Origin of the sequence: Geoglobus acetivorans (assembly GCF_039641995.1) — an archaeon.
Lineage (GTDB): Archaea > Halobacteriota > Archaeoglobi > Archaeoglobales > Archaeoglobaceae > Geoglobus > Geoglobus acetivorans.
Genome location: NZ_CP087714.1, coordinates 845,391 through 865,668, shown reverse-complemented (window position 1 = coordinate 865,668; position 20,278 = coordinate 845,391). Strand labels below are relative to the sequence as shown.

Annotated in this window: 23 protein-coding genes and 1 pseudogene; 12 read left to right on the top strand and 12 right to left on the bottom strand. The window is 46.3% G+C overall.

Features of this window, described 5'->3' with window-relative positions; translation table 11 throughout:
* Positions 1-39: 39 nt before the first annotated feature.
* Genes tgtA through LPQ35_RS05085 form a run of 4 tightly spaced genes read left to right on the top strand, consistent with a single transcriptional unit; the run spans position 40 to position 5,464 of the window.
* On the top strand, positions 40-1,470 hold the full coding sequence (gene tgtA, locus LPQ35_RS05100; RefSeq protein WP_193807608.1) for a tRNA guanosine(15) transglycosylase TgtA: 1,431 nt from the start codon (positions 40-42) through the stop codon (positions 1,468-1,470).
* Positions 1,454-3,004 carry a DUF5591 domain-containing protein gene (locus LPQ35_RS05095; RefSeq protein WP_193807607.1) on the top strand — a complete coding sequence of 517 codons (1,551 nt, stop codon included), beginning with the start codon at positions 1,454-1,456 and terminating at the stop codon, positions 3,002-3,004. Before tgtA ends, LPQ35_RS05095 begins: the two co-directional genes overlap by 17 nt.
* Positions 3,001-4,281 carry a metallopeptidase TldD-related protein gene (locus tag LPQ35_RS05090; protein ID WP_193807606.1) on the top strand — a complete coding sequence of 427 codons (1,281 nt, stop codon included), beginning with the start codon at positions 3,001-3,003 and terminating at the stop codon, positions 4,279-4,281. The genes LPQ35_RS05095 and LPQ35_RS05090 overlap by 4 nt, the downstream gene beginning before the upstream one ends.
* A 1-nt stretch (position 4,282) precedes the next feature.
* Entirely contained in the window at positions 4,283-5,464 is a 1,182-nt protein-coding gene (locus LPQ35_RS05085) for a metallopeptidase TldD-related protein (RefSeq protein ID WP_193807605.1), read from the top strand.
* A gap of 155 nt (positions 5,465-5,619) precedes the next feature.
* Here LPQ35_RS05085 and LPQ35_RS05080 read toward each other — a convergent pair whose 3' ends face one another.
* From LPQ35_RS05080 to LPQ35_RS05050, 5 genes and pseudogenes are all read right to left on the bottom strand, one after another.
* A complete protein-coding gene (locus LPQ35_RS05080) occupies positions 5,620-6,024 on the bottom strand; it encodes a PIN domain-containing protein (RefSeq protein ID WP_193807604.1) in 405 nt (134 codons plus the stop codon).
* Positions 6,021-6,248, bottom strand: coding sequence for an AbrB/MazE/SpoVT family DNA-binding domain-containing protein (locus LPQ35_RS05075; RefSeq protein ID WP_193807603.1), 228 nt, complete (start codon positions 6,246-6,248; stop codon positions 6,021-6,023). Before LPQ35_RS05075 ends, LPQ35_RS05080 begins: the two co-directional genes overlap by 4 nt.
* Before the next feature lie 80 nt (positions 6,249-6,328).
* A pseudogene (locus LPQ35_RS11180) lies at positions 6,329-7,615 on the bottom strand (ATP-binding protein).
* 79 nt (positions 7,616-7,694) lie between these two features.
* Positions 7,695-7,844: a hypothetical protein gene (locus LPQ35_RS05055; RefSeq protein ID WP_193807602.1), complete on the bottom strand. Its 150-nt coding sequence runs from the start codon at positions 7,842-7,844 to the stop codon at positions 7,695-7,697.
* A gap of 2 nt (positions 7,845-7,846) precedes the next feature.
* Positions 7,847-8,062, bottom strand: a complete 216-nt coding sequence (locus LPQ35_RS05050; RefSeq protein ID WP_193807601.1) for a hypothetical protein — start codon at positions 8,060-8,062, stop codon at positions 7,847-7,849.
* 345 nt (positions 8,063-8,407) lie between these two features.
* On the opposite strand from LPQ35_RS05050, the gene LPQ35_RS05045 reads away from it, so the two are divergent.
* From LPQ35_RS05045 to LPQ35_RS05030, 4 genes are all read left to right on the top strand, one after another.
* The gene (locus LPQ35_RS05045) at positions 8,408-8,632 is read left to right on the top strand and encodes a hypothetical protein (protein WP_346297702.1); all 225 of its coding nucleotides are present in this window, start codon (positions 8,408-8,410) and stop codon (positions 8,630-8,632) included.
* 268 nt (positions 8,633-8,900) lie between these two features.
* Entirely contained in the window at positions 8,901-9,113 is a 213-nt protein-coding gene (locus LPQ35_RS05040) for an antitoxin AF2212-like protein (protein ID WP_193807600.1), read from the top strand.
* On the top strand, positions 9,100-9,534 hold the full coding sequence (locus tag LPQ35_RS05035; RefSeq protein ID WP_193807599.1) for a PIN domain-containing protein: 435 nt from the start codon (positions 9,100-9,102) through the stop codon (positions 9,532-9,534). Before LPQ35_RS05040 ends, LPQ35_RS05035 begins: the two co-directional genes overlap by 14 nt.
* A 310-nt stretch (positions 9,535-9,844) precedes the next feature.
* A complete protein-coding gene (locus LPQ35_RS05030) occupies positions 9,845-9,982 on the top strand; it encodes a type II toxin-antitoxin system HicA family toxin (protein WP_346297701.1) in 138 nt (45 codons plus the stop codon).
* Here LPQ35_RS05030 and LPQ35_RS05025 read toward each other — a convergent pair.
* A complete protein-coding gene (locus tag LPQ35_RS05025) occupies positions 9,975-10,202 on the bottom strand; it encodes a type II toxin-antitoxin system HicB family antitoxin (protein WP_193807598.1) in 228 nt (75 codons plus the stop codon). The genes LPQ35_RS05030 and LPQ35_RS05025 overlap by 8 nt on opposite strands.
* A 636-nt stretch (positions 10,203-10,838) precedes the next feature.
* Positions 10,839-11,300: a type IV pilin gene (locus LPQ35_RS05020; protein WP_203218990.1), complete on the bottom strand. Its 462-nt coding sequence runs from the start codon at positions 11,298-11,300 to the stop codon at positions 10,839-10,841.
* A 194-nt stretch (positions 11,301-11,494) separates the two neighbouring features.
* On the opposite strand from LPQ35_RS05020, the gene mptA reads away from it, so the two are divergent.
* The 3 genes from mptA to LPQ35_RS05005 are packed head-to-tail and all read left to right on the top strand — an operon-like array spanning position 11,495 to position 13,770.
* Positions 11,495-12,412 carry a GTP cyclohydrolase MptA gene (gene mptA / locus LPQ35_RS05015; protein ID WP_193807597.1) on the top strand — a complete coding sequence of 306 codons (918 nt, stop codon included), beginning with the start codon at positions 11,495-11,497 and terminating at the stop codon, positions 12,410-12,412.
* The gene (locus LPQ35_RS05010) at positions 12,399-13,445 is read left to right on the top strand and encodes a hypothetical protein (protein ID WP_193807596.1); all 1,047 of its coding nucleotides are present in this window, start codon (positions 12,399-12,401) and stop codon (positions 13,443-13,445) included. The genes mptA and LPQ35_RS05010 overlap by 14 nt, the downstream gene beginning before the upstream one ends.
* The gene (locus tag LPQ35_RS05005) at positions 13,426-13,770 is read left to right on the top strand and encodes a phospholipase D-like domain-containing protein (RefSeq protein ID WP_193807595.1); all 345 of its coding nucleotides are present in this window, start codon (positions 13,426-13,428) and stop codon (positions 13,768-13,770) included. Before LPQ35_RS05010 ends, LPQ35_RS05005 begins: the two co-directional genes overlap by 20 nt.
* Here LPQ35_RS05005 and LPQ35_RS05000 read toward each other — a convergent pair.
* The 5 genes from LPQ35_RS05000 to purS form a co-directional block, all read right to left on the bottom strand.
* Positions 13,746-15,353, bottom strand: a complete 1,608-nt coding sequence (locus LPQ35_RS05000) for a molybdenum cofactor synthesis domain-containing protein (protein WP_193807594.1) — start codon at positions 15,351-15,353, stop codon at positions 13,746-13,748. The genes LPQ35_RS05005 and LPQ35_RS05000 overlap by 25 nt on opposite strands.
* Positions 15,354-15,357: 4 nt before the next feature.
* Complete coding sequence (locus tag LPQ35_RS04995) at positions 15,358-16,185, bottom strand: DUF362 domain-containing protein (protein ID WP_193807593.1); 828 nt, start codon at positions 16,183-16,185, stop codon at positions 15,358-15,360.
* Between the two features lie 72 nt (positions 16,186-16,257).
* Positions 16,258-17,091 (bottom strand): phosphoribosylformylglycinamidine synthase subunit PurQ, encoded by an 834-nt coding sequence (purQ, locus tag LPQ35_RS04990; RefSeq protein WP_193807592.1) that lies wholly within the window; start codon positions 17,089-17,091, stop codon positions 16,258-16,260.
* 5 nt (positions 17,092-17,096) lie between these two features.
* On the bottom strand, positions 17,097-19,379 hold the full coding sequence (gene purL, locus LPQ35_RS04985; protein ID WP_193807591.1) for a phosphoribosylformylglycinamidine synthase subunit PurL: 2,283 nt from the start codon (positions 19,377-19,379) through the stop codon (positions 17,097-17,099).
* Positions 19,379-19,627 (bottom strand): phosphoribosylformylglycinamidine synthase subunit PurS, encoded by a 249-nt coding sequence (gene purS, locus LPQ35_RS04980; RefSeq protein ID WP_193807590.1) that lies wholly within the window; start codon positions 19,625-19,627, stop codon positions 19,379-19,381. Before purS ends, purL begins: the two co-directional genes overlap by 1 nt.
* Positions 19,628-19,744: 117 nt before the next feature.
* Here purS and LPQ35_RS04975 point away from each other — a divergent pair, with 117 nt between their 5' ends.
* The gene (locus LPQ35_RS04975) at positions 19,745-20,260 is read left to right on the top strand and encodes a GNAT family N-acetyltransferase (RefSeq protein WP_193807589.1); all 516 of its coding nucleotides are present in this window, start codon (positions 19,745-19,747) and stop codon (positions 20,258-20,260) included.
* Positions 20,261-20,278 lie beyond the last annotated feature (18 nt).

Genomic DNA, 20,278 nt, shown 5'->3' with positions numbered 1-20,278 from the left:
TGATGAAATATTTATAACCGTGCGAGGTCATTACGTCTTATGCGTTTTGAAATAACCGCAAAGGATGCTATGGGCAGAGTCGGGAAACTCCAAACTCCCCACGGGGTGGTCGAGACTCCCGCTCTAATGCCGGTCATAAACCCCAACATCAGGTTCATTCCACCAGCAGACATGAAAAAATACGGTGCTGAGATTCTCATCACGAACTCATACATCATATACAGAAGCAGAAAGCTAAGGGAAACCGCCCTTGAAAAAGGACTGCATGGACTTCTGGGCGTGGACATTCCCGTCATGACGGACAGTGGAAGCTTCCAGCTAATGGTGTACGGTGATGTGGAGATAACCAATTCCGAAATCGTGAGATTCCAGAATGAGATAAAGAGCGATATTGTTACTCCTCTCGACATCCCCACTCCTCCGGATGCTGAATACGGCACTGCCATGAGCGATCTTGAAGAGACGCTGAGGAGGGAGAAGGAGGCAGAGGAGATCCATGAGAGCTATGGACACGATAACCTGCTCTCAATTCCCGTACAGGGTTCAACGCACACCGAACTCAGAAGGCACTCTGCCAGGGAAGCGAACGGATTAAACGGAGACGTTTTCGCCATAGGCGCTGTCGTTCCACTTCTCGACTCGTACAGGTTCGCAGATGTGGCAAAGATCGTCCTCGCCAGCAAGTCCATCCTGACCCCAACAAAGCCCGTTCACCTATTTGGTGCAGGACATCCGATGATATTTGCGTTGTTCACGGCGATGGGGATTGATCTCTTCGATTCGGCAGCCTATGCATTATTTGCAAAGGACGATCGGTACCTCACCCCCTACGGAACCCTGAAGCTCGAGGAAATTCAGTATTTTCCATGTTCATGCCCGGTGTGCCTCAACCACACTCCTGAAGAGCTCAGGAAAATGAACAAGAACGAGAGAGCATATCTCATTGCGGAACACAACCTTTACGTAAGCTTTGAAGAGATAAGAAGGGTCAAGCAGGCAATAAAGAGCAATGAACTTTTCGAACTTGTGGAGCGCAGAATAAGGGCACATCCTTATCTGATCCAGGCGTGGAGAGAAATCAGGAACCACCTCGAGCTTCTGGAGAAGCACGACCCCTCTGCAAAAAAGGTGTTCTTTTACCTGGGAAGGGAGAGCGTTTTCAGGCCTGCCGTAAAAAGGCACCAGGAAAGGGTCATGCAGGTTGAAATCGAAAAAGATGAAATTGTAATTTCCTCGGACTCGGGAATTCCGGCGGATTTCTATCTGAGACCGGTGTTTGGAGTTGTGCCTGCAGAGCTCATGGAGAGTTATCCCGCTGGGCATGCCGAGACGTATGACGATCTCGAAGATGAAGCGTATACTGTGGCAGTTGAAGGGCTGAAAAAATTCATGGATGCCAACAGGGATAAAAAAATCAGGCTTGTTGTTGACGATAAATGGAGGAGATACCTGAATGAAATTCAGAATTGAAAAACAGGATGGCTTTGCAAGGCTCGGCAAAATTGGAGAGTTCATAACTCCCCACCTCATAGATATCAGAATCAAAAACGAAGTCGAATTTTTTGAAGCCCTTGCAGAAAGAAGACCTCCTGAAGCCGTTAGAAGGATTCTTCCGGAAACTTACGAAGCTTTTTTGAAAAGTGGGCTGATCAAAAAGGCCGTTACGGGCAATGAACTTCCAAAGGATAAAATTGAAATCCTTCTCGAAGCGGGAAAAGGCGGCGAACCGCTCTACGTTCCAGCAATCGCACTTCCATGGAATGCTGCATTTCTCATCTATGCCGGGGCAGACGTCCTTGATAACGCACTTGCCCTGAAAAAAGCTTATGATGGAATTTATCTCACAGAGGCAGGAGAATTAAAGATAGAAAGCTTGAAAGAGCTGCCATGTAGCTGTGAGGCCTGCATAAACAGAGAGCAGTACAGAAACGATTTTGAGTTTCTCTCCGAACACAACACGCTCATCCTCCAGAAGGAAATCAAGCTCGCCAGAACTGCATTGAGAAATGAATCGCTGAGGGAGCTTGTAGAGATGAGGGTAAAAGCCAGCCCCGAAACCACATCAATGTTGAGAATTTTCGACAGAATTTCGGACAGCCCATTTGCGAGGTTCAGGAAATCTCCCGTGTACCCCAACTCAGAGGACTCATTTTTCAGGCCTGATTTCAGGTATTATTTCGAGAGACTTTACGAGACCTACGACCCACAGTCCCACATAGCTCTTCTTCTGCCCTGCTCTGCAAGAAAGCCGTACATGCTTTCAAAGTCCCACAGGAGAATCAGAAGCGTTCTCGGATCAGCCCTGAAAGGGGTCAATGAAGTCATAATTTCATCCCCGTTCATCTCACCGAGGGAATTCGAGCTTATATACCCAATAGCATTTTACGACACACCCACAACAGGGGTATGGAGCGACTGGGAGGTTGATTTTGTTGCCGAAAAGCTGGCAGGACTGCTAAATCGTTTCGAGAGAGTTGTTGCATATCTCCACGGCGGGTACAGAAAGGTGGCTGAAAAAGCGGGAGACATGGCCGGAAAGGACATCGAATTCTTTGAAGACCTGAAGGATCTCAGAAGAGTTCTCGAAAATGAAGAGAAGGAAAAATTCGACCTATACAAGGAAATTTTCAGACACATGACGAGATACCAGTTTGGTGTCGAGTTCGAAATCGACAGGGTGAGAGGCAGATACCCGGAACTTGAGTTCTTCAGAAAAGAGAGAGTGGCGAGAGTTGATCCGAGATACGGGAATCTGGACATCTACGCCCCCCTTGCAACTTATCTGAAAGACGCCGGAAGTTACACGGTGGAGATAGCCGAGTTTGAGGTAAAAGGAACTATCTTCTCCCAGGGGGTGCTGAATGCTGACGAAAAAATCAGGCCAAACGATGTGGTTGTTTACTACAACAGCACAACCACGGGCGTTGGCCAGGCAATGATCCCGGGAAAATATATGGGTGAGGTCGACGGTAGGGCAATAATAAGCAGGAGGAAGATACAATGAGGTATTACGAGATCAGAGAGGTTAAAGCTTATTCCCTTCAGCTCAGTCTCGAGGATGGTAAAATAGAGAGGCCGAGAGCTGTCAAAGAGCATGGGAAGGCGTTCAGAGTTCTTAAAAATGGTTTCTGGGGATATTTCACCGGAAACGTTGAGGATGAGGAGGGGCTTTACAGGGCTGAGAAATGCGCAGTGGGAAAAGGGAATGCTGATGTGGATGACCTGCCTTTTGAGGGCAGGTTTGTCTTAAAGCCTGAAAAAGATTTCGAGGGGATTGCGTTAGAGGACAAGATCGCCTTCCTGAGAGAGCTTGAAGGTATGATCAGGGCTGAAGGAATCGTAAGCACGAGGATAGTGTATATTGAGAACGTTAGGGAAGTAAGGATTACTAGCTCAAACGGAGGAGACATTTACTACAGGGTACCGAGATGTGGGATTGTGATGCAGGCGTTTGCGAAAGGCAAGACGCTGCAGTACCACTCAGAGAGAGAATTATCGGTTGGGGGATTTGAAATTGCCGAAAAAGCGTTGGAAAAGGCAGACAAAGTTGCTGAAATTGCTGTAAAACTCTCAAACGCCGATTCTCCCCCGGCAGGAAGAATGAACGTGATAATGGATCCCTCACTTACGGGTGTTTTCATACATGAAGCTTTCGGACACGCTGTCGAGGGGGACCACGTACTCCAGAACGCCACAGTGCTTAAAGACATGATTGGGAAGAAGGTGGCTGACGAAAGCGTCAGTGTTTATGATGACCCGACGCTGAAAGAATTCGGCTTTTATCCGTTTGATGATGAAGGGTATCAAGCTGAAAGAACGCCCATTATAGAGAACGGCATTCTGAAGAACTTCCTCAATTCAAGAGAGAGCGGAAAAAGGCTTGGAGGTAGACCAGGAAACGGGAGAGCAGACGGTCTTGAGCCACCGATAGTGAGGATGAGCAACACGTTTATTGAAGCGGGAGATTACAGCCTCGATGAGCTTATTGGGGAGGCAAAAGAGGGTGTTATGCTTTACGGCTCAAGGGGAGGAGAGACGAACCCGGCAACCGGTTTCTTTCACTTCAACGCCCAGTACGGATTTCTGATTCGTAAAGGCGAGGTTGCGGGGATGGTGAGAGACGTGTCCTTAAGCGGAAACACTCTCGAAATTCTGAAAGAGATCAGGCTCGGGGATGAGATTTCGTTTGATCCAGGGTTCTGCGGGAAAGCAGGCCAGGCCGTTCCGATCTCAGATGGTGGACCTCCCGCACTTGTAAAAGCGTTTGTCGGAGGGGAGTAGCATGGACCACTGGGAGATTTACGTTGAAAGAACGGTCAGCAAATATGCAACAATTGAGAACAGCAAAATCAAAGAGATTGGCGAGAAAACATCCAGAGGAGAGGCGTTCAGGGTTATTGTCGATGGAAGGGTGGCGATGGTTTCGGGAAGCAAAATAGACGACGGAATGAAAGAACTTGCAGTAAAACTCGCACGAAATTCTCAGGAAGAGCTGAAAGAGTTTCCAGAAAAGGAAAATCTTCCCAGAGTGGATATATTTGACAGAAAAGTGGAAAAAATAGGATCTGAAGAAATCCACGATTTGTGTGAAGCTATCACATCCATAGGAAACATATCTTCTGCCCAGATAGAGTTTGAGGTTACAGAGAGGAGAATAACGAACTCCAGTGGGGTGGACTATTCTGAAAAGGAGAGCGCTGTTGGGATTGTCGTAGAGGCTGTTTTCAACGGTGGAAGTGCATACGAATACCACAGTTCAAGGAGGCTCGATTTCAGGCCTGAGGACTTTGCCGAGCGGGCCCTTGAGCTTGCAAGGATGGACAGCCAGAGGGCCAGGCTGGAGAGCGGAAAGTTCACTGTCACACTCTCACCAATTGCAGTTGACCAGCTTTTGAGCCATGCTCTATATCCCGCTTTCTATTACGAAAACGTTAAAAAGGGCAGATCTCTGCTGGCAGACAGGGTAGGCAAGAACGTTTTTGGAGAGCTTACAGTTAAAGACGATCCTCTGATACCATACGGCATGGGTTCATGCTCATTCGACGATGAAGGCGTTCCGGCGAAAAGCAAGACGCTTGTGATGAATGGTGTGCTGGAAGGCTTCATTTCGGATCTGAAGAACAGTCCCGAAAACCCGACAGGAAACGGTTTCAGAGACGATTACTCTGCATATCCCACCACCTCGCCATCGAACATAATTCTCGAATACGGAGAAAAGGGAGAGACAGATGGGATTTACGTCCACTCGCTTATCGGAGCTCACACAGCCAACTTCGTCAGCGGAGATTTCAGCCTCGAACTCGGAAACGCCTATTACGGGGGCAGGGCCGTGAAGGGAGCGATGATTTACGGTAACATCTATGACCTTCTGAGCAAGATAAGCCACTTCGGTAGGGAGCAGAGACAGGTTGGCGTTACGCTTACCCCGGAAATCGTGTTTGAGGGAGTTGAGATAAAGCTGTGATTGGTCTGTATGCCTGAGAAACGGTCAAAAACGCTTATTTATGATACTTACTTGGGTTTCGAACCTTAAAGAGTTTTTGTGGGAACTTGGATAATTCTAACGATTTGTGATAAAATTTATTTTTAGGTTTAGGGGGATGGAGGGGGGCCAAGTCATCAGGGCAAAACACCTATTCCTGAAGAGAGGGCTTGTTTTCTCAGCTTTTCGTCAAATGTGGCAATGCTCATTCTATTTTCTATTGCTGCTGAAAGAATAACCTTATCGTTGTATCTTGACAGACTCAGGTTCTCCTTAACCACGATATCAAGTGCGGATAGAATGTCGTATTCTGTGTTTTCGAGCAATCTGGATTTGTGGTGATTCAGTATTTCTTCCACCTTGTAGAGCACCATTTCGGAAGAAATTTTTAGTGATTTTAACGCCCAGACATACTCGTGAATGACTATTGCCGGGATGTACCAGTGATTGAGTTCATCAAGAAGATGTTTTGCCTGCGAATGATAAATACTGTCTTCAAACGTGTCGTAAATGAGAACATTCGTATCTATGATCGCTTTCATAGTGACTCGTCCATGCCCATGCTTATCAAGTTTTCAATCTCATCTGGAGCAAGCTTTTTCCCGATTTTCAGAGTTTTTCTCTTTTCTGAGACTTTTTTTATCCTTATCTCTCCCGTTACATCATCATAGGTCACATCAACAACTTCGCCAAGCTGTAGGTTGATTTTCCTCCTTATTTCCGCGGGAATTGTTATCTGATAGTTTCTTGTAACCCTGACTTTCATAGTAGGAATTTGCTAATAGTAGTATTTAACTCTATCCACTATTAAACCGTACAATTTGAAAAATATTGCCCTATAAGGCATTAAACTACCCGTGAAAAATCTCTCAAATCCCCCACAAGCTCACTTCTTTCTGAAACTTTCCTTGCAACAATACCCCAATACACCACATAATCTTCAAGTTCAATCAATTCTGCTTTCTCCCTCAGATCTTCAAGGATTTTACTGGTCTCGTTTTTTCCCAGCTCCCGCCATTTGACCTCAACAATCAGAGCCTTTTCCTCACGCTCGTTCAGCGCAACCAGATCAATTTCGTCGGCTTTATGCCACCACCCTCCAATCTTGGAGAATCTTAGAGGCAGAGATCCGCGTTTGTTGAGTTCAATGAGGAATTGCCGAGCAATACCTTCAAAAACTGTTCCCAGATAGTTTGCATAATCCTTTTTTAGCTCTTCAATGTCAAAAATTCCCTCCTCGTTTGAAGAGAGGTTCGGATACATGTAGCGGAACCAGAACGCAACGAAGGTATCTCCGATAAAGCATCTCCCCCTCTTTGGCCTTTCATTTTCTGTTACTGGGACTTTTTTCACAACGAACCCCGTTTCCATGAGATTTTTCAGATACTGTGTGATGTCAGAATGTTTAGCCTTTATGTACTCCCTTACCTCCTTCGATGTGTTTTTGCCGTGCACAATGGCTCCAGAATCCTTTTGTAAGTTGTTGTATCACTGAGCTCATATTTCATCAGAAAATCAAGTTCGTCTTTCAGGAAGGTGTCTGGCGTTTTCAGCTCTTTTTCAATCCACTTCCAGAACGGCAGTTTGATTTTTTCAAGATAGCAAGGAATACCGTCTGCAAATCCGTATATCTCCACAAGCTCCTCCCACTGGAGGTGAGGGAAGAACTCTATGAGGTGGAAGAAGTTCAGAGGCTTCAGTTTTAGTGAGGTGGTCCTCCTTCCGTAAAGCGGATTCTTGTAACTGAGAACCCTGTCACGTATCATGGATATAGACGAGCCCAGAAGGTATGAGCTTGGTATCTGTACCGCTTAAGGTTAGATCTACAATATGCTGGAAGAGCGATACGATTCGGGGATTCTCCTTAATCAGGTTGGGAAACTCATCTATTACAATAATTTACCCTTCAGAAAATTGAAGTACGTTTCCCAATCTTCCTGAGAGTAGGAGATTTTAGGGGCAAGCTTGGAAGCAACACGCTTGAAGTGTCTGAGGTTATCCTCCTCGACAGCGAGGTAGTACACATGTTCTCTGTCTCTCACCGCCTCAAGAACCAGCCTGGTTTTTCCAACTCTCTTCTTTCCGTGGATGACGATAAGCTCGAATTGCTTCACTGTCAAGCTTTTCTTTCATAGCCTTCAACTCATCCACCCTGTCAACGAATCTATGATAACCGCCGTTATGATAATTTGAGTTATCATTTGTATTCCTGTCAGTTAATGGGTTTAACATCGTAAGGTGGCTTTGGAAATGGGTTTTCTTCGGGAGATCTCAAAAATTCTGCAAGCTTTCTTCTTTGACCTGGTTTCAGAATTTTCTTGGATAGCTTAGTAACCTCTTTGCTAACTATGACAGTATACATACCTATTCCAGCTCTCTGATTGCCTCTTCAACGCTCAATCCGTCCTCTGGATGCTTTTTTAAATGTTCAGCTTTTTTAACGAGTTCCCTGTACTTCCCATCAGAGATTATCTCTGCCCTTTCTTTTTCTGTCAGCTGCAGAATGAGAGTTTTTTCAATCTCATCCAGTTTTTTCTTCATCTCTCTGATTTCTCTGATGAGTGTCAGGGTTTCAGCCATGTTTAATTTTTGGTCAGAATTCAATAAATACATTTCTGAAGCTGGGGGTTGTCAAGAATGCCATTAAAAATAAAAAACTCGAACAAAACACATGCACACTCTAATAACCCAGCTAATGGAAGAAATCAAAGCTAAAAAACTCTTTCGAAGGAACAGGAAGAAGACAGAATTAAAAATACTCTCAGCTTTATTTTCCAGCAGATAAGCCATGAATCAGCAAGAATCTACTACCACAGGATTAAAAGAATTCTGAAACCACCCAAAAAGAAGATGGAGAGGCTGATAGCAATAGATAAGACTAAGTTAAAGCTGAAAAACAGACAGATTTCACCTGGGGTGCGATAGATGTGGATGCGGAAGAGTGTATGTTTTATCTGGGCAAGTGAAAGGAGACCAAGCATTCACGCCTATGTTTTTTCTCAGAAAAGTGCTGAAATGCTGGAGAACAAGCCGGAAGTGGTTGTTGATAGAAGACCTTGGTACAGGTGGGCTCTGCAAAGACTGGGGCTGAGTTATAGGTATGAAACTTTGGATGCAAAAATGCTGTTGAAGGGCTCTTTTTCCTGCTGAAGAACGGGATTAAAAGGTTCTGGAATAGATTTCTTTTAATAGTTCTTTTCGTTCAGTTCAGAGCTGGCTGGAGAGTTTTGTGGGGTTGTACAATCTGGGGGCGTTAGTTTGACAGTGCCGTGAAGGACTTGGCTAAAACAAATTCTGTATTGACTTTCACAATTTCCACAGCATCGAAATTCCAGTGAATGATGACAGAAAAGTCAGATGGAGTGGTTATACTCAATTCGACAAAAGGTATTTGAATTTTCGAGTCGAATTCAACAACATGGCAAAGGTTATCGAGGTGGTGTATGAGAATGGAGTATTTAAACCCCTTGAGAATGTTGACTTGAGGGAAGGAGAAATCGTAGAGATTGAGATAAAAGAGAAAAGGATTGGTGATAGATTTTATCGAGTATTAGAAGAGCTCGAAAGGAAGGCTCCAAAGGTTCACAATGCCTTCAAAGTTTTAGAGGAGGTTAGGAATGATCGTTATTGACACTTCTGTATTGATTGATTACGTATTCGAGAAAGACGTTATGAGAAATAATATCGCCAAGGAAACTCTTAAACTCCTGAGGGGGCTCAGGGTATTCGCACCAAGAATTCTTCTTATCGAGTTCGTAGCTGTAGCGAGAAGGCTGGGTATGACCATTCCCAAGCTGGATGTGGTTAGGTTAACGGCAGATTTCGTTTTACTCCCTGAAGATACGATATTCGAGGAGGCTTTCAGAATAGCAGAGCACATTCATCCAAGAGCAGCTGACGCTTACTTCATAGCGACAGCCAGGTTAACGAACTCGATTCTGATCACCAACGATAGGGTTATGGCGAGCAATGCCAAGAAGGCTGGAGTGGAAGCGTATTATTTGATTGAGGAATTTGAAAAAGCTGCAGAACGGTTAAGGGAAATGGAGTAGCGAGATCAAACTTGATTAAGTGGGATTTGGAGAAGTTGGGTTGGAGTAAAAAAGGACATATAACGGAGAAATCTCTCTTTCTTTTGAGGGGAGAACGAAGATGTTTTTAGCAAGTTCTTCTCAATGGTCATTTTGATTTTGACTGAAAGAGTTTGAGAGCGTTAACATTCCATAACTGTTTTATTTGCTTATTTTGGTTAAAACTTCATGGCTAAACTGCCAGCAATGTCTTACAGCGATGTCATAAGGGCTTTATCAAAAAGCTGGATTCGTTTACGCACCGAAAAGAGGCAAGGGCAGCCACATTGCCATGTACAGAGTGGATGAGGACGGAAGCCACAGGCTGGTGATAATTCCGAGGAAAAAGAACATTCCAAAAGGTACACTCCTGTCAATTTTAAAACAGGCGGGATTAAGCAAGGATGAATTTCTGGAACTCCTCAAATAGTAACCTCAAATGTTGTCGCAAACTTCTTGCTGAAAACAGCTTCAAGCGCATCATCAGGTATGACGAGCTCCTTTGCGTTCTCGATGTATAGCTCCACGGCCTCCTTGAGGTTCTCCAGAGCCTCCTCTATTGTATCACCACAGCTCGCAACCTCAAGCTCAGGGCATTTTGAAACGTACTGATCTCCTTCCTTCCATACCAGAGCTGTCAGCGTTGTCACGATAGATGTTCTGGTTTTGGTACTTTATAAAACTGTTGCCTTCAGCAATTGCCTTCTACAAGCAGAGATCGAGAGCTATATAATTCTCAGCATGCCAATCACAAGCTTTGAAAAGAGAAATTCAGTTAAAAGATCCTTCTTCTGAAGGGAAGAACAAAGAGGTTCTTTAACAGGTTTCCGTTCAGGAGTTCATTTGTTTCTGTTCAAAGCTGGCTGGAGAGTTTTGCAGCATATCCCAGTCTGAGTTTGTCTGCAATCTCCCATCGCTTCCGAGGCGAAAGATGATTTTATCCACCTCGATTTTCTGTTTTCTGGATGTATTCCGAATGGCATCCGGAATGACATCAAACTCTGTTTCCACCCGAACTTATTACGGACTTGAAAATTCAAAGAGTTTTGTGGATAAAAGCAACGGCATCTGTCCGCATTGCACGGGACTGAGAGCAGCACGTGCATTGAAACCTCAGATAAGGTTTGTGATTCCTACCAGATTTTTTGGATTTATACTGATTATTTCCTTTTGTAAGTAACTTTGGAAGATCTCTTTAGACAGTGAGAATCATAAAACCAAAATAAATATCCATACTCCCTCATGCAGAAAAAAGTAAACTGTTTCCGAAAAAAGATTAGAGGTATTTACGATGATCTTACTTTAACATCTGCACTCAATATCGGCTGATTAGATGGTGCATGTATCAATTTTACATTAATTGTATCGCCTTCATTTGCTAAGTCTTTGTTGAAGGTTATGTTAAGCCGCTCTCCAACCTCAAAGTAATCATCTTCAGTAACATTGATTGAAACATCTCCCTTTGACGGAGTAATAACTTTCGAAGCACTTGAGTTGGATATAACCACTTTTATATCCGGAAGGTATATGCTCTCTCCTCCCTGGTGATCGATCAAAACATAGTCTTTAGCAGAACCATTAACTGCCTTTACCACAACAAGCTGCGCCTGCGGTGCACTCTTTGGTGCCTTGCTTCCCAGTCCGAACACGAAGCTCGCAATCACTGCCGCCAGTATAACCGTTATTGCCACCATTAAAATTACGCCTATAACAGGCGATACACCCTTCTCATCCCTAAACAGTTTCATTCGCATCACCTCTTCTGCAAGAGTAAATGTGTAACCAACAAACATTTAAACTTTTCCCATCATTATCATCACCGGATTGCCGGTGGAGCCAAAACAGATCACAGATATATACACATCACAGATGTAACAGGTCAGTTATTATTTTAGAATAAATAGCAAAGATTTTAACCTTTCGGGGTTTATCACCCCTTATAATGCTCCCGGATGTCCAGCTTTCAAAGCCCGAAATTGAACTTGGCCTCAGCAGAGTGGGAGCCAAGGGCATAAGAAAGCTCGTGCAGGTGAAGAGAGAGGGGAAAAGGCCCGTAATTCTCATAGCCACTTTTGAGGTGTTTGTTGACCTGCCATCCACGAGAAAGGGCGTCAATTTGAGCAGAAATTTTGAGGCAGTCGATGAGGTCATCGAGAATCTCACCCGCAATCCGGTCGAGAATATAGAAGAACTCAATGAGAGGATTGTAGATGAGCTGCTCAGGAGACACGAGTACGCAACGAAAGCAGAGGTTCTGATGGAAGCAGAGTACATACTGAGGAAGCGAACTCCCGCCTCAGACCAGAAAACTCAGGAGGTCGTGAGGATATACAGTGAGGCGGTTAAGCGGAGGGATGGAGGTAAAAAGCTGTTCGTGGGGGCAGAGGTTTACGGCATCACGGTCTGTCCGTGCGCTCAGGAGCTTGTGAGGGCGTATGCCGCAGAGCAGCTCGAGAAGGCAGGCTTCACAGCAGATCAGATATCTGAAATCATGAAAATAGTCCCGTTCGCATCCCACAACCAGCGAGGACGGGGCTTTGTCAAGGTGGAAGTGAGAGAGGACTTCAGACCCAGGATTGAGGAAATAATAGAGGTGGCAAAATCCGGGATGAGTCACGAGATATACGAAATCCTCAAGAGAAGCGACGAGCTTGAGGTGGTAAAAGAGGCACACTTCAACCCCCGATTCGTAGAGGATGCCGTTAGACTGATGGCGAAAAAGGCGGTTGAAAAGTTCTCGGACGCTCCAGATGATGCCATCCTCTATTTCCGGCAGATAAATGAGGAAAGCATTCACCAGCACGATGTTGTTGCGGAACGTTACGCAACCATGGGAGAGCTGAGGAATGAAATTGGCTGAGCTTGCAGCAGCCATGATCATTTTTCTGATGGTCTTCAAAACCTCAGCCTGCGAAATTCTCGAAGTGCTGCCCAACCCTTACGGAGACGACGGCAGGGAATACGTCAAGGTGGGATGCAGCGAAAACTGCACGCTGACAGACCACGAAAGCACGTTCAACCTGAGCGCGGGTGTTCACTACATCGCAAACAACAAAACCGCATTCAGGCAGTATTACGGATTTGAGCCTGATTTTGAGGGGATCAGGCTCTCCAACAGCGGTGAAGAGGTCGTGCTTCTCTGTGACAGCAAAGCCATAAGTTTCGACTGGAGTGAGGAATACAAGGACTCAGGAGTGGTTTACTTCAGAACGGAGAGGGGATGGGACTTCAGATACGAAGACTGGAGCAGCTTCGAGCCTGAATCGGATTTTGTCGAGGGCAGGATAATCATAACACCTTCAAAATACGTTCTGGATGGAAAGGGAATTGTCGCATCATATACGGTAACCAGAGACAAATTCAGGGGTGATTTTGAGTTCATTGTAGATGCAACTCCAGTCGGGGGCCTGCCATCAGAGGAGATTACCCTGTCGAAAAAATACCGCTTCCACTTTCTCGAGGGGCCCTACAGAAACTTCCATTACAAGTTTGCTGTTGCGGGGAACAGGACAGTAATAACCACAGAAAACTGGAAGTGGGACAACAGAGGAGTCATCGTTGAGCTGTACAGCCCCAAGTTTTCCAGATTCCTTGAAAAAGTCTTCAGAAACGACCTCAAATATGAAACAAAACCCGGAAGGGTATCGAACGTGGAAGGGGGTTACAGCGAGGGAAAAGGGAGAGAGCTGCAGTTTGAAAGTTATGTCGAGCTTCATGTACTTCCTGATTCCAATCCGGTCTTCGATTTCATGGAGAGTTCTGAAGGCTTCCTTTACATCGCCGTCCCGTACATAGACTTTGAATGGTTTTCAGATGAGTCCCCACTCCTCAATGCCATCATCAACGCCTCGAAAAAGCAACGAGGTCAGGGTGATGCTGAACGATTACAATAGAAACAGAGAGGTTGAAGAGTTTCTGAACAGCATTCCAAACGTTTCAGCCAAAATCGTGAGGTCTCCCGAGTTCGACGAGCTACATGGCAAGTACCTGATTACTGAAGGAAAGGTTCTGATTACCTCTGCAAATTTCAACAAGTACGGATTGAAGCTCAACAGGGAAATTGCGGTAGTAATAGAGAGCGATGAAGTTAGCAGGTTCATGAAAGACGTTTTTGAGGGCGACTGGGAAAGGAGAGCCGAGATTAACCCAATATTGTCACTCTCGCTTCTTGGTCTCACGCTCCTGATTGCGTTTTATTTCGTGAGAAGGTCGATCTGACGCCTTATGGTTCCCTCCAGTTTCTCGATCGCTCTGAACCCCAAACTCACCTCTCCAACGATTTCAATCTCAACGCCATGCTTATCCGCAAAGGGTTTCAGAATGTATGCCCCATCCACAATTCCCGTTTTCAGCAGATTTATCAGCTGCTCATGATTTTTCGCCATGAAATCGGCATCTATTCCGTAACCGGCTACCGCCCCCACTTTACCATCCCTGCCCGCAAAACCATACTCAACCGAGAAGTCATCACCTCTGAAAAAGACGGCATCAAAATTCTTCCTTGTAAATTCGAGTGCGGCAAGCTCCGGCTTCACGTAAGCTCTTTTAACCCTGCCCTCAACCTCAATCAGGTCCATCACATCCAGTCCGCCGAAAACGTAGTCATATACTTCTCCAAAAAGCTTTACCTCCCTCTCTGATCCTTTCTCAATGATTTCTTCGCCCTCCTCAATCTCGAGATAGGCTGTCGCCTCGCTTAGCGAAGTTATCGCTCCCGAACCTTTCTCCACAGGGAAAATTCTGTTTCCTGCTACAAAAACAGGCAAAAGCTCTCTTCTACCCTCGGAGTAAATCCTCCTGGCCACAAACCCCCGCATCGTTTTTGGCTTAAGCCGGTAGCCCAGATTTCTGGCCATAACCTCAGCTACAAACTCCCTGAAGATCGTCAGGCACGAGGTGGGGAACCCGGGCAGGCCAAACAGGGGTTTGCCCTCAAATTCTGCATAGAAAAATGGCTTGCCCGGCTTAACCCTCACGCCGTGAAAAACCATCCCGCCACGATTTTCGGCAATTCTGTAAAGCAGATCCCCCTTTCCGGCCGAGGTGGAGCCGGAGGTGATTATCGCATGACATCTCTCAGCGGCAGCAATTAAAGAGTTCTCAAGCTCGTCCCTCGAATCTCCCACAATCCCGAAAAGGACCGGTTCTGCTCCGAGGGATTTCACCTCACTGTAGAGCGTGTAACTGTTCACGTTGTAAATTTTTCCCGGAGAGAGCGGTTTTCCAGGTTCAACCAGCTCATCTCCCGTCGATATTATTCCGATTCTCATGTTCTTTACTCTTACAGCCCCAATCCCAGCACCTGCAAGCAAGCCCGCCTTAATTCCGTCAATAATCTCTCCCTCTCGCAGCAGAAGTTCTCCCTGCTGGACGTCTGCCCCCTCAAGCATGACATTCTCCTTAGGAGAGACAGCCTTTTTTACGAAAATCACGTTCCCTTCCTGAAATGTGTTTTCCACCATCACGACCGAATCCGCATTTTCGGGCATAACTGCCCCGGTCGCAACCTCCACAGCCTTACCATGCTCAATCCTTAACCTTTTGTCCTCACCGGCATTGATCCTGCCCACAACTTCGAGTTTTACGGGAGTCAGTTCGGTTGCATTGAAAACATCGTCGCTCATGACCGCATAACCATCCCTCAGAGATCTGCTGAAAGGAGGAAGGTTTATGGGGGAAAACACGTTCTCAGCTGAAACCTTTCCAACCGCATCCAGAATTGAAAGCTCCACAACATCGTAATCTATTCTGACCTGTGAAAGAATTCTCTTTGCCTCCTCAGCCTCAATCAACCGCCTCATCAGATCACCACGCCAAATGCCCTGCTATCCGTCCCAGAAAGTTCCTTTTATAGTTCACCCTGAGACTCTCAATATCGTCCCCCCGAACTTCTATATTTTTCAGGTTTACTCCAGATTCCTCTGCCGCCTTTCTTATATGGCCGATCTTTTCCGGCTCGAAGCCCATGAGGTACGCACAGGCAGCATCAACCTCAATAACGTTGTCTCCCGCAACCATAACGCCGTGATTTACAGGCTCGGTTTTCATCTCGCTGTTAGCACCACCTATGACACCATCAGCGATTACAAATGCCGGTTTGAGAATTTTCAGCAGATCTGCCAGCTTCTGATTTATTTTCACGTGCATGTACGAGGCTGGTTTCTTCAAAAAGCCCATGTTGTTCTTTATTCCGAGAGTTACAGTTGCAAGAGTGTGAACCTTCATTTTGGGGAGGCTCACAAACGGCGCACTCATGGCTTTTAAAGCAATCTCTCCGGCTTCAACGGTTTTGAGAGCCTTCCCACCCACATCAAGCTCTACGAGCTTCTGCGTGTTTACGTTTATGCACTCCCCGTAATCTCTCAGACCGAAAGAATCGAAGCACTTATCCGCATCCTCCCTGTAAAAGCCACCCTCGGCAATGATCACATCGTGTCCATGATTTTTTAAATACCCTGCAACAGCCTTAACGACATCGGGATGGGTTACACACCCCTCTGATGGATCGCTGAACTTCAAAAAGTTCGGCTTGAGTATGACTTCATGCTCAAACTCGGGTTTAAAGAGTTCAAAGGCCTCTCTGACGAATTTATCCACCCTGTCATAGCTATCCACCCTCCTGACGAGTATCATCTCACCACCATCTGAAAATAATTTCTTCAGATATATACGGCTAACTCTCAGATGAACGAATTAAAAAATGATTTAAAACCTCTCAAGGTATTCAATGACGCTCTTGAAAACCCTAAGTCCATCTCCCTCGTCCCTCCGCTTTCTTGCCCAGTCAGAGTGCTGCCAGGGGTGAATTACCCTCTCCGGGTGGGGCATCAATCCGAAAACGTTACCCTTAACGTTGCATATTCCGGCTATGTTCGAATAGCTCCCGTTGGGATTCCAGGGATAGCCAGCATAATTCCCCTGACCATCAACGTATCTGAAGACCACCTGATCGTTCTCCTCAAGCTGCTGGAGGTACTCTTCCTCCTTTCCAACGGGGAACGTAACCTTGCCCTCGGCATGAGCAACAGGGAACACGACAACCTCATTTTTGCGGTAAAGCTTTGTGAAAATGCATTTTCCTGAATTTTCGTGTTTCAGGTAGCTCTGCCTGCACTCAAACCTGCTCGAATCGTTTATTGCAAGAGCCATTTCGGGTTTATCCGCCACCGGCCTGTCCTCGTCAAAACCAGGGAGCGCGCCAAGCTCCACAAGTATCTGAAATCCGTTGCATATACCTAGGACAGCATAGCCCTCCTTTATGAAAAGCTCGAGATCGTGTCTCAGCTTGCTTTTTATTCTTGCAGAGAAAATTGCTCCGGCCCGGACATAATCTCCAGCAGAGAATCCACCCGGAAAAACCACTGCCGAGTAATCCCATATATTTCTCGCCTCGTCATCTCCTATCATGTCGCTGTAAAACTGCTTGAGGTGGACCGCCTCAGCCTCAACTCCCAGTGCCCTGAATGCGCTCACAGTCTCGTCCTCACAGTTCGTCCCCTCAATTCTCAGCACTGCAACTCTTATCTCCTCCCTGTCCATCTCAATCACCCCATGTATTTTGAGAAGCCCTCTCTCCACGCCTTCTCGGCTCTGTCAAAATCCACACTGGCGATGCCGTAATCAAGGGCATCCCCTCCCGTGTATCCGATGACTTTCGCGCTAACTCCTTTACCCTGCAAAAATTCCACCAGCTCCTCGTCACTCTCAACAATCCACCTAGTATTGCTCTCGCTGAAAAGCTCTATGTAATTCCCAAGCTCGACCTGAAAGCCAACCTGCCCCGAAAACGCCATTTCCGCGAGGGCCACCGCCACACCACCTGTAGAGACGTCATGACAGGCCCTGATTTTGAATTTCGAGAATGCCTCGAGCATTGCATTCACATATTTTCTGAGCTTCGCGGGATCGGTCCTCGGCACTCTCGGGCTCTGCATTCCTGTTATCTTCGAATACAGACTCCCTCCGAATTCCTTCTCAGTATCCCCAACCAAGATGATCACACTGCCTTCTTTCTTGAAATCCGCAGTCACCGCCTTTCTCACGTCCTCCACGATTCCGACACCGATCAGTGACGGAGTCGGAGCTATTGCCCCGTAAGGAGTTTCATTGTAGAAGCTCACGTTTCCGCTCACAACAGGCATACCGAACTCCTTCGACATCCATCCCAGCGCCTTAACGCTCTCAACGAACTCTCCCATTCTATCAGGCTTCTCAGGATTTCCGAAGTTCAGGCAGTCAACAAAGCTGTGTGGTCTGCTGTTCACCGCAACCAGATTTCTCACCATCTCGTCGAAGGAGCTGGCCGAACCCCAGAACGGGTCCACGGCTGTCATCCACGGGTTCACATCAGCCGTTACCGCAATTCCCCTGAATGACTCAGTCGGCTTAATAACGGCCGCATCACCATGACCCTCGTGTCCGAGAATGCCCTGAAGTGGTTTCAGTGCCGTCCCAGCCCTGACCTCGTGATCGTACTGCCTTATCACCCACTCCTTGCTTGCAACGTTGGGGTGAGAGAGCATTTCCAGAATCAAACTTTCATGATTCCCGACATCTCTGATCTCATCTCCAAACTCTTTTTCTGGCTCTTTTGCAACATAGGTTCTGCAGTATTCTGGTCCTTTTGAAACGAATTCGATATCCATGTCGTATATCAGCCTGTCTCCCCAGTAAACCCTCATCTTCTTATCATCGGTCGTAACTCCAATTATTCTGGCCGGCACATCCCATTTCGCAAAGATGTGAAGAACCTCATCAACATGCTGCGGTTTTATGGAGAGGAGCATCCTTTCCTGGCTCTCACTCACCCAGATCTCCCATGGCTTCATGCCCTCTTCCTTAAGGTGAACCTTGTCAAGCCAGACCTTTGCTCCGCAGTTCCCAGCGAGGCTCATCTCTCCTACTGCTCCGCTCAGCCCTCCTCCTCCGAGGTCCTTCATTCCTGACACGAGTCCCTTTTCAACGATTTCAAGGCATGCATGCATCAATGGCTCCTTCATTATGGGATTTCCGAGCTGCACTGCGCTTCTGGAGGTTTCCTCACTCGTCTCATCCAGCTCAGCACTCGCAAATGTTACACCGTGAATCCCATCTCTCCCGGTTGCCCCACCTGCCAGGATTATGACCTCTCCCTTACCTCCAACCCTGCTGGGAATTACTCTGTCCTTTCTCGCAATTCCAATGCAGCCAACGTTAACGAGACAGTTTGTGAGATAGCTGTTATCAAAAAACACCATTCCCGAAACCGTGGGAATTCCAACCCTGTTACCGTAATCCCTGATTCCGGCAACAACACCGGAGACAAGATACAGGGGGTGCTTCGTCCCTTTCGGGAGGTTTTCATGCGCTGTGTCAGGTTCGCCAAAAAAGAGCGGATCGATGAGCGCAACGGGCTGAGCACCCATGCAAACAACATCTCTCAGAATCCCGCCAATTCCGGTAGCAGCTCCACCGTACGGCTCAATCGCAGATGGATGGTTGTGGCTCTCGAAACCAATCACATAAGCGTAATTCTCGTCGAATTCAACCACACCCGCATCGTCTGTTGTGGAGAGGACATAATCAGGCCTGTAACCGAGCAGATACTTTTTGAGGTAGTACTTGGAGCTTTTATAACAGCAATGCTCGCTCCACGCCTGGGCGATAGATTGAAGCTCTATGTCGGTTGGATTTCTTCCCTTCTCAGCAAAATAACCCTTAACCCTGTGCATCTCGTCCAGATTTAAATTCAGTCCAAGATCATTGCTTATTCTCTCAAGCTGGGAATCGTCCGCATTCAGTACATCAATTTCATAAACCTCAGGTTCAGGATGTATCAGTCTGTACATCACTCTACCCACCTTATGGAGTAGTCCTGAATTACGGGGTTAGCGAGCAGCCTGTCACACATCTCTTTAAGCATGTCCTCAGCATCTTCTTTTGTTTTGGCAGAAAGCTCAATCCTGAAGATTTTCATGGATTCAACCCTGCTCACGTTTCTGAAACCGAGAAGATTGAGCGCTTTTTTCGTTGCCTCTCCCTCAGGGTCGATTACCCCTTTTTTCAGGCTTATAATGACATCTGCAGTGAATTTCATGTTTCCAGACTTTTCATGAAACATTAAAAATTTAGTGGTTTCAGGTGATAATTTTATTGCTAATTTTTTATCATTATTATTTAAGTTTATAAATCCTCACCCCCAAATGAACAGCAAATGCAGAAAAAGATGCTCACACCGAAAGGCAGGGTAATCAGAATCAGACCCCTGAATGAAAACGATCTGGATTCTCTGATCAAAATGTACACAACTCTGTCAGACTCAACGCTGAAATACATGAGGGCTGAAAGATTTACGGAAGAAGAGGTCAGAGAGATGTTCCAGAAGGTTGATTTTGAGAGGGTCTATTCAATAGTGGCCGAGGAAAAGGATTTCGGAATTGTCGGAGAGCTCAGAATAATCATGCATGAGACCGGTTCCGGAGAGATTGGCTTCGTTGTGCATGACGAATTCCAGTACCAGGGAATAGGCCAGAGTCTCGTGAGAGCAGCAATTGAGTTTGCCAGGAAAGAGGGTATAAAGAAGCTCATAGCGTTCATAAACGAGAACAACGCATGCAGCATACACATCTTCCGGAAATACGGTTTCGAGGTCGAAAAGCGGTTTGGGCCGGAATATCACCTGATGGGCAAGGAGGAGGCAGTCCTAAAGCTGGCTCTCAGGCTCAACTGAACTGACGGACAAAACAAA